This window comes from Streptomyces sp. SID5469 (assembly GCF_009862865.1).
In the GTDB taxonomy this organism is placed as follows: domain Bacteria; phylum Actinomycetota; class Actinomycetes; order Streptomycetales; family Streptomycetaceae; genus Streptomyces; species Streptomyces avermitilis.
The window spans coordinates 382,150-393,253 of record NZ_WWIN01000001.1 but is presented as its reverse complement, the minus strand read 5'-3'; the positions used below and the strand labels follow the sequence as shown (position 1 = coordinate 393,253).

Sequence of the window (11,104 nt, the reverse complement as noted above, 5' to 3'; positions counted from 1 at the left end):
AGGATCACCGCACGCAACCGTGAACGCTCGCACCAACACCGCCCGAAGCACCACGGATTAGAAATACGAACTCAACTTGTTCTTTATCTACCAAGATCTTCCAGGCTTGCCGATGGCCTTGAGGGTCTCGGGGCGTTTGACGGTCTTGCCGACGTCGTAGCGGGGTGCCCGGTGTTTGTTCTTGGCGCCGGGGGGTCGTCCGGCGCCGGCGCCTCGGGGTTTGGGAACACGGGTCGGGCAGGCGAGGTGAGCGCGGATGTTCCTGAACCCCCGGCGGACCCGTGCGGGGGTGAGCCGGTCGGAGGTGGTGGGTTTCTCCCAGGGCCGGCGGAGGTCTTCAGCGAGCGTCCGGGCGAGCCGGAGCTGGGGGTGGGCGACGATCAGGATCCAGGTCCAGCGGTCCGCCGCCTCGGGAGTACGGAGTTTCGGGGTGGTCCAGCCCAGGGTCTGCTTCGCGAAGCGGAAGGTGTGCTCCAGATCGAAGCGGCGGAGAAATGCCTGCCAGAAACGGTCCACATCGTCCGGGGTGGCGCCGGTCTTCGAGGACCATAACCACACCGGCGGGGTATCCCTGTCCTTCGATAGATGCTCGACTTTCAACCGCATCAACGTCCCCTCGACCAAGGGAAGTTCACCGTCGTGGTCGAGCCAGGAGGAGCGGTGGGTGAGCCTTGGATGGACCCGGTCCCACGCCTGGGTCTCGGCCTTGCCGTAGTTGGTCGTGTCCGTGACCGTGGTGATCGCGGGCTCTGGCCAGGTCTCCGGCTTGGTGAAGCGGAACTTCGGACCGTGCTTGGGCGGCCGGCCGTTGACACCGTGCACCCGCGGTGGCTTCGGCAGACGCATCACGTGGTCGGAGCGGACCCGGCCGACCATCTCGACCGGCAGGTCACGCAGGACCCAGGCCAGGCAGGTGACGTCGTAGCCAGCGTCGCTGACGATCACGATATGCGGGTCGCCGGCCTGCCACTGGCCGGCTGCGATGAGCCGCTCGACGACACCACTCAACTGGGTGGCGGTGATCGCGGTCGCGTCGTCCGCAGGGCCGAGCCGGACCGCGTCCAGGATCGCGGTCCATGACGTGGCTGGACCTTCCCCCCCACTCCAGGTGCTCCAACTGCAACCGGAAGTTCGTCCACGACGGGCGCCGCGCGGTGTGCTTGAGCCGGTTGAACGCGCTCTTGCCTCCCACCCCCACCGCGAGCAGCCCATCCACCCGCTCCGCCCCGAACCGGGCCACCACCTGCGCGAAGATCTCGTCGTTGACCCGGCCGCGAATCGCAGTGGCCAGGTCGTTGAGCGTGCAGAGAGCCGGCAGCTCGAACGAGCCCTCCACCAGCCGTTTCAACGCGATACGGCAACATCGCGCGGTACGATGCCGCTCCGCCGTGCGTTGTTTGGAGACTTCCGTGTCAGCAACCAAGGTCCGTTTACCAGGACTGTCCAGGTCCGATGCCCTCGAGCTGGGCGAGTTCGTCGACCGCGGGGCGATCGCGTTCCACCACGAGCCCGTGCCGGAGGGGAGCTTCGGCGATCTCGGCGTGGTGACCGTTGTGGTGGCCGCTTCCGCCTACACGCTCAAGGGGATGGTCAGCTATCTGCTGTACCGCCACCGGGGCACGTCGTTCGAGGAGGTCGTCGAGATCGAGCATCCCGACGGCCGGATCGAGCGGAGGACTCTGAAGTGGCGGGACACGTCAAGCGAGTCCATCGACTCCGCATTGGCGAAGGAGCTCGCCTCCGCCACCGGCATTCCCTGGGATCAAGATGGTCGGTGACGAGAACTGAGCGAGCACTTCGCGTCGGCGCTGAGCGGGCGCAGCTTCATCAATCCGATCACCAACCAGACCGCCATCTCGTCCTTCCGGGCAGGCAAGCACGTCCAGGGCCTGATCGAGCGGCACCTCTCGCCCGACTGCCTGCCGGCCTTCCTGCACGAGGCGACCCACCACTGGTGCTTCATGAACACTGTCGGCATGGCAGTGAGCCTGCTGCACCAGCGCGCGCTGACCGATGCGGCGGCCTACCGCAGCGGACGTCGGCGCGACAAGGATGTCGCGCGCCGGATCACCGGCGCCATGATGCGGTACGAGGCATTCATCGCGCTCCAGCGCCCGCTCGCCGAGGGACTGGCACTGTTCGCCGAGTTCGACCTGTCGTCGTTCGGCACGCTGCCCCGGCTGTGCCCGGTGTTGGCCCGGGTCGCCGACTACTTCGGCCCCGGCGCGATCGCGTCCTTCGAACCGGAGGAGCACCAGGACGCGGTGACCCGCAACGTGCTCGACGTCATCCTCGGTTCGACGCGTCGGCAGCGGCAGGTCGTGACCCGCCGCTGCGATGTCCTCGTCCGGCCGGCCGATCCCGAGGACGGCGGCTACCTGCCCGGCTACTTGCTGGTGAAGGCGCTGTGGAGCGCCGGCATCGGAGTCGACGCCCGCCTTGGCGACCCCGAGCTGTTCTTCTCCTATGCCATCGAGTACTTGTACACCGACCTCGGGTTGATCGCCCACCTGCTCGACGAGGACGACAACCAACGCGCGGTCGACAAGATGATCGAGTACTTCGTGCGGCGGGTGATCGACTTCGGCCGCGCGGACCACGCCGCGAACCTCGATGAGTTCCTCGCGAGCCACCGGGACCGCAAGATGTACACGGAGTTCGACGCATGGGCGCGCCACAGCAACAGGCGGTGGAACGTCGACGACGCCACCGCCGACCTGGGGGCGGACCGGCTCATCGCGCTGCATGACGAAACGCTCGAACACGCTCCGGACGAGGACCTCGTCCGGAACATCGCGCTGATGTTCCAGCGCACGGTGCTGTCACTCGGCCGCCACCCGGTCACGGTCACCGTCGACGAGCGCGACCGGTACACCGTCACCGACGGCGAGCAGTCGGTCATGAGCGGCACGTACGCGTCCGGACTGCCCGTCGGAACGGTGGTCGACGGCCATGTCGACGTCTCCATCGACGCCCACACCGGCTGCGCCGCGATCGTTCTGTCGATCGGCGACGACGCGCCCGTGTACTGGTTCTCCGACGACGCGAGCGAGGACTGGCGGCACTCCTTCCAGGTCGCGCGGGCCGCCCTGTCCCGGGCGGAAGGTGAGGGCGAGGAGCTGCTCACCCTGCTGCGCGACGTCGCCAAGGAGGCGTCCGGCGTGATCTATCCCCTGGAGATCGCGCGGGATCGTGCCACCGGCGCCACCAAGGTGTTCACCCGACTGGCGGCCGCGGTGCTCAACGCGGCGATGGCGAACCGCACTCCCGATCTCGATGCGGTGGCCAGGTCCGCCGCGATCCTCGAGCCTGCCGGTCTGGCCGGCGTGTTCGACCGGATCCGCTATGTCCGCGCGCTGGCCTGGGGCGGCCTGGTCATGTCCACCGGCGCACTGCCAGACGTGGACACCGCGCGCCGGCTGTTCGAGGAGGACCGAGACATCCACCGCGTCGCCGAGACGTTCGACGAGGCGATGGACCTGATCCGCCGCACCGGCGTCGACAAGCTCGGCAACCCGCTCTACACCGTTCGCGACGGACGGCCGGTGTTCATTCTGTAGGCCAGTCCAGGTCGAGCAGGGACCTGGTGGCGCCGAAACGGAACCCGGTCGCGGCGATGGTCTCCAGCCGGTCGTCCAGCACCGCGTGATCCGACTGAGCGGCCAGCAGCCCGTGGATCCGGGGTGAACGCTCAGCCGCCTCCACCCCCTCCCCGATCGCGGAGGCCGCTCCCCTGATCACCCGGGTCAGGGCGTCTTTCAGCTCGCTCTCGCTCCCGCGGGGGCTCACGATCGTGGCGACACAACCACCCTTCACACCGTCAACGGGGTCGGTGACCAACGTGATCCCGAGATCGGAGAGATCGCCTCGCTGCCCATTGGCCACCATGTGCGCGAAGGACGTCCAGTGCTTCGCCATCTCCTTGGGCAAATGCTCCTCGGTGCCTTCCCGCATCGCGGCCAAAGTCGAGTCGAACGCGTTGCCGCAGCAGGCCAACAACAGGGACATCGACGACGTCATCCTGGCGTGATAAAGCACAAACGCGGGCAAACCGGGACGCAGCCGCCATTCGATCTCATTGAGTCCACCGGGCCGCTCCCGCAACCACAGCGGCCCGGCGAATCGCTCAGCGGACGGCGGACCCGAGACATGATCGGCGAACAGACGCACTGCAGCACCTTCCTAAAGATTTACCGGTATTGGGTGAGGTTGGCCATATCGGGTCTTCGAATTTAGTGGCGGTGTGCTCCTCGTCGGCTCTGGCGGGTGGTTGCAAACCTTTGCGCATCGGCGAGTCAGCGCGCTTTTGGCGTGCGCCGGGGGCGTGAGGTGGCGACTTCGCGCACGCCTTCCAGGACCTTTGGGAGAACCGGGGACGCCACCCTGGCCACGCTGGAGACTGGCGGGATAGGCGCGGCCTCCGCCCTGGCCGTCGGCGGCATCGCGTACGGGCTGCTGTCCCGCGAACGCCGGGAGTTGATGCGTGAGTGGGTTGTCCCACTGCACGAGGCGCTCGCGCAGCCGACACGCACCTGCGGTTCTCCCGCGACCTGGTCGCCGACCTCATCACCCAAAAACTCGCCCTGGAGGGCGTGACGTTCTCCTGGCACCCGGCCGAACGCAAGCCGTACGTGCTGGTGAAGAAGACCCGCAAGTCTCCGGCGGAGGCCGCCTTCAAGGACCCCAAGGTGCGCGACCTGGTGGCCAAGGCTGCGGAGCCTGCGCCCATCATCGGCTCCGGCGGCAAGCCGGTCTCCGTCGACCTGGATGCCGATTCGCCGCACATCCTGGTCTACGCCTCCACCGTCGGCGGCAAGTCGGTCATCCTGCGCTGCATCGCCTGCCAGATGATCCACCGTGGCTCGTAGGCGTTCGTCCTCTACTACAAGCGGATCTCCCATGCCTGGGCGCGCGGCATCCCGGACGTCACCTACTGCGCCGACATCGCCGACATCGCCGACATCCACGACGCTCTGGTCCAGCTCGGAATGGAAGGCCGGCGCCGCGTGCGCGTCGCCGACGAAGTCGGCATCGATGCCGACCCGGACGCCATCGGCGCGAGGCTGCTGATCCTCCTCGAAGAGGTCAACGCCACCATGCGGCAGCTGGCGCGCTACTGGGACAAGATCCGCGAGTCCGGTGACCCGAAGACCTCTCCGGCGATCGACGCGCTCATGGAGATTCTGTTCATGGGCCGTCGGGTCCGCATGCACGTGTTCCTTGTCGCGCAGTCCGCGACCGCCCGCGCCCTCGGAGGCCAGGAGGTCCGCGAGCAGTTCACCACCCGCATCCTCGCCAGCTAAAGCATGAACGCCTGGCGCATGCTCGCTCCCGAGATCCATCCCACGCCGAAGTCCACCAAGCACGTCGGCCGCGCCCAGGTCGTCATCGGCGGCACCGCGCGGGAGACGCAGGTGCGGTTCGATGCCGAAGCCCGCGCGTGGGCCACCACCGGCCCGACCACCACCGCGAAGAACCGCGCCGCTGTCCCCGCCCAGCCAGGACCGACGCAGCTGCAGAAGCCGACCGCCCCCGCCGCCCTGCCCGTGCGTAGTGACTCCAGCAGGCGTTGTAGGTCAGACTGGGACAAGGCCATCGGGCACCTCCAGGGTTGAACTGGCCGTTCACCAGGGAGATTTGCACGGTGGCCTGCCCTATGCGCAGGGAGCGGAGACCGCCATCGGATGCACGCCTGACCGGACGCCGCCCAGCCGACTTCAGACGGTCGGCATCGCGAGCGCGGTGAACACTCCCGGCCGCACCTGGAGTGCCCACCCCCGTTCCACCAGGCGTTTCGCCTTCGACCGCAGCCCCTCCACCTTCGCCGGGACCGCCTGAAGCCCCAGGGCCACGGCCAGCTGCTGGCAGCGCATGCCCTCCCGCCCCGCTTCCGACTCCAGCACCGACAAGATCTGCTGGTAGTCCGGCGCGAGGACCGACGCGGCCATGTCCCCGGTCCGCCGCGGCACCACCGCCCCCGCCACCGCGCCAGACACCGGCTCCGCGACTACGGAAGGCGGCTCGGCCAGTACCTCGGCCACCGTTGCACGGGCATCCACCAGCCGCTGAAGCGCGCGCTCCGAGGCGCCGAGCGCGGCCTGCACCTGCTCGGCCTCCTCCCGCAACCGCGCGATCTCTTCCGCGCACGGGAAGGTCTTCGCGCCTTATGGCGTCGGCTCACAGGGGCGGCTTCCTGTGCCGACCGAGGAGTTCGGTGAAGAAGGCCGCGAGGATCTGCTCGCCGCCCGGCGCGGTGAGCTCGAAACCACCGAAGCGGTAGATCTCGTAGCCGGCCAGGCGCAGCCGCCGGTCCTTGGCGACCATCTCCGCATACAGCCGCGGCACGGCAGTGTGGGTGACCCTTCTCGTCGGGCGGGTTCTCCAGGCCGTAGTGCTGTACGCCGTCGACCTCGATGACGATGCGGGAGCGGTGAACTCGACCGCAACCGGCTCCGCCACATCCGCGCCCTCATCGCGATCACCCACGGCCCGAGCCCGGACGACGGCGTGTGCATGGAGATCGGCTACGCCACCGCCCGCGGCGTACCCGTCATCCTGCTGACCACCGACTTCCAGGACTATTCCGGAACCCCCGCCGGCCCGGGCACCGTCTTCCCCGACCCGCTGCTGGACATCCTCGCCACCCGCATCATCCGCGCCCCCCGACTTGGGGCTCCACCAGACCTGCCCGGGTCCAGCCGCTTCGCCGACTTCGCCGCCCGCAACCACGCCCAGATCCAGCACGCCATCGAGGTCCGCGTCGACGCCGCATTACAGCTCCCTGTCCCCGCCAGCAGCGCCGTCCCCTCCCGAACGGGCAGCACCGTGTACGCCGAGTCCTCCCCGTACACCCCGGCGCACCACAAGCTGCCCGGCACGGGCGCCCGCCCCGGGATCACCGTCCGCCGTCCCACTCGCTTCGCGGCCACCGACCCCGAGGCCGCCACGCGTGCCGACTGGGCAGCCGCTCTCAGCTCCGACCGCATCGTCGTCGACGCCTGCGGCCCCGAGACCCCGCCCAATGCCGCCCTGCTGATCGGAGCGTCCTGCGCCACCGCCCAACCGGTGGCCGCCTATCTCCCGCGCAGCACCTACACCCACGCCTCCGGCCGCGAGCCCAACCACCGCAACCTGATGATCCAGTACGGCGTGGGCCATACGCTTCGCAGCGCGGAAGAGGTGACCGCGTGGATCGGCCCCTGACCATCGAGGAGATCACCGGACACCGCACCGTCGTGATCGAAGGCGGCGACGGCGTCGGCAAGAGCACCCTGGCCAAGCTCCTTGTCGCCCAGCACGGCTTCATCTCCGTGCACTCCCCGCGTACCCCCGACCACCAGGACCTGGTCAGCCGCTACCGCGAGCTCCTCGCCCGGCCGGGCCGGCTTGTTCTGGACCGCAGCTTCCTGAGCGAACTCGTCTACGGCCCCCTCTACCGCGGCCACTCGCGCCTCGCCTAGAGCCAGGTCCTCGACCTTGCCGAACTGGTCACCGAGCGCGACGGGCAGGCACCCTCACCGGAGGAGATCACCGCGCTCGCCGACGCCTACCAGCGAGCTTTCTAGTCGCTGGCCAGCCACGGCACCCGTTCTCACCTACGACACCGCATCGAACGCGGGTCGCACCACAGGCTGACTCCCGTGCCGTTCCCACCCGCCAGGCTCTTGAGCCTCGCTAGTGTTCCCCGAGAGACCGGACCGCACCGTCAAGGGGAACTGCCGTGGACATCGCCGACGCCCAGAAGCTTGCCTGGGAGAACAAGATTAACCAGGGCTTCAATACGACCGACATCCCACTTGAGTTCGGCCTGCTCAACGCCGAGGTCGGCGAGGCGTTCACGGCCTGGCGCAAAGGCCTGCCCGATCATGGGGAAGAGCTCGCCGACGTCTTCCTGTACCTGGTCGCAATTGCCGAGATGCAGGGTGTCGACCTCGGCGAGGAGGTCAGGCGCGAGATCGAGAAGAATGCGCGTCGTGTTTACACGCCTGGGGTCGGCGGCGCACTGGTGCGGACCGGCGGAGAGTAGTCCCTCAGTCGGCAGCTATTGCAGGCGAGGTAGCCGCGGTGACCGTGGCGGGGGATGGGGCGGCGTACAGCTGGCATGGGCCGATCTCTGAATAGGGGGCGCGAAAACCCGCTGTCACGCGGAGTCGCCGGAAAGACAAAGACGTCCTCGTTGCTGATCGCCGGACAGCTCGCCGAGGGATGCCTCCGAAGATCAGGCCGCGGGTGGGGTCCCGGAAGATCACGCGTTCCTGCCGCAGGGCCCGGAACAGGTTCCGCAACAATTTGTGAACCCGCGCGCTTTGGGCGGCGCCATGGTGGAACGCGGCGGGGTTAGGTCCGCAACTCAGGTCTGACAGGGCATCTACCGCCGACTGTGATCCAGCTACAGACTCGGGCGGTGATGCGGAACCGACGCTGCGGCGCGGCGTCCTCGACTGTGAAGGTCCATCGGACAGTGCCGGCCCGGTGCCGGGGCCCGAAGTGCCCGTGCCCCGCTGGGAACGCCCGGGAAAGAATCGGCCAATGACCGACCACCGCCGCCCGCTGGGCACCGGACCGCCCCGAGTCGGCTCGCCGCCTACACCACGTGCCCGCCTCGCCGCCGAAGGGACGCGGCCCTCCCCGGCCGCCCGACGACGCACCCGCCGCCGCCCGTTCGGCTGGTCACCGCACCCTGGGAGCCGGAACTGAGTCCGCCGCAGCACCAGCCGAGCCGCCGACCAGTCCGAGATTCTGCGCAGCCTGATCCGTCCCGACCAACCCCCCACCGTGGCCCCCACCATTCAGGTAGGACTCGCGGGCAGTCCGGCGCGGTTCGGCAGATGGCAGCGGGCGGTCCTGCCCACCATTCCCTGGCGCTGTCTGACGACCGCCATGGCGCCGGCCGCCCGCTGGGTGTGCCCCGGCGTTTGCGCTGGAGCTGTTGTCGGGCCGTCCCGAGCCTGCTGGCTCTGAGAAGCCTGGGCCGCCCCGCGGTGACGCCGGGTGCGGGACGACGGGCCGATAGCCTGGACCGGGGAGCGGCCGGGCGTCAGCGGGGAGGGAGATCGTGAGCATGGTGGGGGGCCAGTGGCCGGGAGCCGTCGAACGGCTTGCGCAGCAACTCGGCGCAGCCCAGGCGGCCGACCGGCGTGTGAAAGAGGCGAAGGCGACCGCGGCTCGCCAGAGCCCGAGCAGCACCGGCCTTGAACGCGCCGAGTACCAGCGCCGGCTGCGCGCGCACGTACAGACCCCCGAGCACAAGGCGGCGGCCCACGCCATCAGCGTCGCCGTGGCCCTGATGAAGGCGCACGACGCTGCCCTGCTGCGTTCGGCACACACACTGCTTGCCCGGCGCGCCAACGGACAGCGCCTACCCCGACGGTTGCCGCGGCCGCTCGTATTGCCCGGCGGTTATGCGCCCCAGTGGTGGATCAGCAGCATCGATTCCACGTACGCGGGCATCTGGCGGGCGATCCCGTCCCCCGGGCCGGAGCTCCGGCTCGGCAGCCCTAATGACCCGTTGGTGCAGGAGGTCGCCAAGCAGGCACGGCTGCTGCAGGCCAGCCGTGTGGGTTACCGAGGGCGCGACGACCTGTACGAGGCTTTTCACCCCGACGGCACGCGCGAGGGCGGCGAGCCGGTACCGCCGATCCGCGGCCTGAGCCCGGAGACGAGCCGCCGCACCAACCTTGCACTCGGCCGCGGCGACGGCATACGCATCCAGCCCTCCCGGATGGAGGAGGCCGGTCAGATGCACACCGACTACTTCGCCGTCTGGGACCGATCCCGCGCGTACGCGGCCGCCGTGCTCGCCCTGCTGCGGGCCCACGCGTAACTCGACCGCTCGAACGAAGACGCGCCATCCTGCGGCGACTTCATCCGCAGAGCGCGCGCGTTCGGGGACGGGTGTGGCACCGTGGACTTCAGGCCTGGTCCGTCGCTCCCCCCGTGGTGGCGGACCAGGCCTCACTGCGTGCTGGTGGCCGGCGCCCGCTATAGCAGGGAGATCGGGGAGGTCTGCGTGTGCGAGCTGCCCCCTGCCTTCGACTTGTCACAGCCGACGATCTCCCACCACCTCAAGCTGCTGCGCCAGGTCGGCCTGATCGACTGTGAGCGCCGCGGCACCTGGGTCTACTACTGGGTGCTGCCCGGCCTCCTGGACAAGCTCGCCGCGTTCCGCCGTGTCGGACGACATCCCTGGTGGCATGCATGACGCGATCGCGGGTACTGACGCGCACGGGGGAGTGAGGGCTAACACGTGGGATCCCATGCCGCCGGTGACGGCTGTACGGCACCGGATGAATACTTGATGCGCGCCGGCTACGCCCTGGGAGGAGACGACGGCTGCGTCGCCGAAGCCCGCCACCACGCCGTCGCCTTCCTCGACCAGGCCCACGCCGGCCATCACCTGTCCGTATCCGCTCGTGCGAGGGACATAACCCAACTGAGTGGTCAGCGAGCTGGTCACCAACGCCCGCAAGTACGCCCCCGGCCCCGTCCTACTGGAACTGCGTATCAACGCCCGCGCCGAGGAAGTCGTCGTGTGGGACACCCTCCATCGCTGCTCGAGGTCGATTACCTCACCGCCGGACACGCGGAAATCTATGTTGGCCGGAGTAGACATTGGGTGGTGGCGTGGTTATGGTTTCTCTCGTAGTCAAGAGAGACCGCAGGGCCTGGCAGAGATGAACTGCCGGGCAAGCGCACGTAGTTGTAGTTCGCGGGACGGTGCGGTGGTGGAGTGTCGAAGCCAGGGTTGTTGCAGGACGGCGACGGGACTGACGACCGGACCGGGTGGCCCGCAGTGATCAGGGGCCGCCGTGAGCAGTACCGCGTTTGACGCGGTGGCAGTACCCGTAAGTGCAGTTCGCGGTACTCAGCAGTGAAGTCAGTGAGCAGCACCTCGGTGAAGGCGTCGGCTGCGGACGCGCGCACCGGGAGGTTCGGCAGTGGGGTTCTAAGCCAGAGCAGACGCAAGACGGGCGACGGGGCTGGCTGCCGAAGAGCGGCGCTGTAACAGGCCGCTGAGCAGTTCGCATCACCAGCAGTACGCAGTACCCGCTCGATAGGTAGTTGATCAATGAGGGAAGAACGGAGGAGCCAGACGCCATCAGGA

The 11,104-nt window shown here is 68.7% G+C and carries 11 protein-coding genes and 4 pseudogenes; 11 read left to right on the top strand and 4 right to left on the bottom strand.

The window, feature by feature from the left end; all coding sequences use genetic code 11:
- Positions 1-87: 87 nt before the first annotated feature.
- Positions 88-1,083, bottom strand: a pseudogene (locus tag GTY58_RS01845) (transposase); the annotation flags it as partial.
- Positions 1,084-1,409: 326 nt separating this feature from the next.
- Between GTY58_RS01845 and GTY58_RS01840 the strand changes: the two are divergent.
- Positions 1,410-1,778 carry a hypothetical protein gene (locus GTY58_RS01840; protein WP_037652591.1) on the top strand — a complete coding sequence of 123 codons (369 nt, stop codon included), beginning with the start codon at positions 1,410-1,412 and terminating at the stop codon, positions 1,776-1,778.
- Positions 1,779-1,976: 198 nt separating this feature from the next.
- Positions 1,977-3,560, top strand: coding sequence for a hypothetical protein (locus GTY58_RS01835; RefSeq protein ID WP_037652592.1), 1,584 nt, complete (start codon positions 1,977-1,979; stop codon positions 3,558-3,560).
- On the opposite strand, the gene GTY58_RS01830 is transcribed toward GTY58_RS01835, so the two are convergent.
- A complete protein-coding gene (locus GTY58_RS01830) occupies positions 3,550-4,170 on the bottom strand; it encodes a hypothetical protein (RefSeq protein ID WP_010981770.1) in 621 nt (206 codons plus the stop codon). The two genes, GTY58_RS01835 and GTY58_RS01830, sit on opposite strands and share 11 nt — an antisense overlap.
- A 317-nt stretch (positions 4,171-4,487) precedes the next feature.
- Between GTY58_RS01830 and GTY58_RS01825 the strand changes: the two genes are divergently transcribed.
- The 3 genes from GTY58_RS01825 (at position 4,488) to GTY58_RS01815 (ending at position 5,615) form a co-directional block, all read left to right on the top strand.
- Positions 4,488-4,868, top strand: coding sequence for a hypothetical protein (locus tag GTY58_RS01825; RefSeq protein ID WP_010981768.1), 381 nt, complete (start codon positions 4,488-4,490; stop codon positions 4,866-4,868).
- 138 nt (positions 4,869-5,006) lie between these two features.
- Positions 5,007-5,303 carry a hypothetical protein gene (locus tag GTY58_RS01820; RefSeq protein ID WP_052082479.1) on the top strand — a complete coding sequence of 99 codons (297 nt, stop codon included), beginning with the start codon at positions 5,007-5,009 and terminating at the stop codon, positions 5,301-5,303.
- 3 nt (positions 5,304-5,306) lie between these two features.
- Positions 5,307-5,615 (top strand): hypothetical protein, encoded by a 309-nt coding sequence (locus tag GTY58_RS01815; RefSeq protein ID WP_010981766.1) that lies wholly within the window; start codon positions 5,307-5,309, stop codon positions 5,613-5,615.
- 102 nt (positions 5,616-5,717) lie between these two features.
- Here GTY58_RS01815 and GTY58_RS01810 read toward each other — a convergent pair whose 3' ends face one another.
- Positions 5,718-6,125, bottom strand: a complete 408-nt coding sequence (locus tag GTY58_RS01810) for a hypothetical protein (RefSeq protein ID WP_010981765.1) — start codon at positions 6,123-6,125, stop codon at positions 5,718-5,720.
- A 52-nt stretch (positions 6,126-6,177) separates the two neighbouring features.
- Positions 6,178-6,345, bottom strand: a complete 168-nt coding sequence (locus GTY58_RS01805; protein WP_237528695.1) for a hypothetical protein — start codon at positions 6,343-6,345, stop codon at positions 6,178-6,180.
- A 105-nt stretch (positions 6,346-6,450) separates the two neighbouring features.
- On the opposite strand from GTY58_RS01805, the pseudogene GTY58_RS39315 reads away from it, so the two are divergent.
- From GTY58_RS39315 to GTY58_RS40125, 6 genes and pseudogenes are all read left to right on the top strand, one after another.
- Positions 6,451-7,203: pseudogene (locus tag GTY58_RS39315) on the top strand (nucleoside 2-deoxyribosyltransferase); the annotation flags it as partial.
- Positions 7,188-7,460, top strand: coding sequence for a hypothetical protein (locus GTY58_RS01795; RefSeq protein ID WP_063774019.1), 273 nt, complete (start codon positions 7,188-7,190; stop codon positions 7,458-7,460). The pseudogene GTY58_RS39315 and the gene GTY58_RS01795, both read left to right, overlap by 16 nt.
- A 260-nt stretch (positions 7,461-7,720) precedes the next feature.
- A complete protein-coding gene (locus GTY58_RS40130; RefSeq protein ID WP_010981762.1) occupies positions 7,721-8,026 on the top strand; it encodes a MazG nucleotide pyrophosphohydrolase domain-containing protein in 306 nt (101 codons plus the stop codon).
- A 1,035-nt stretch (positions 8,027-9,061) separates the two neighbouring features.
- Positions 9,062-9,823, top strand: a complete 762-nt coding sequence (locus GTY58_RS01785) for a hypothetical protein (RefSeq protein ID WP_037652596.1) — start codon at positions 9,062-9,064, stop codon at positions 9,821-9,823.
- Between the two features lie 162 nt (positions 9,824-9,985).
- A pseudogene (locus GTY58_RS01780) lies at positions 9,986-10,201 on the top strand (metalloregulator ArsR/SmtB family transcription factor); the annotation flags it as partial.
- Between the two features lie 45 nt (positions 10,202-10,246).
- A pseudogene (locus GTY58_RS40125) lies at positions 10,247-10,541 on the top strand (ATP-binding protein); the annotation flags it as partial.
- Positions 10,542-11,104: the final 563 nt, after the last annotated feature.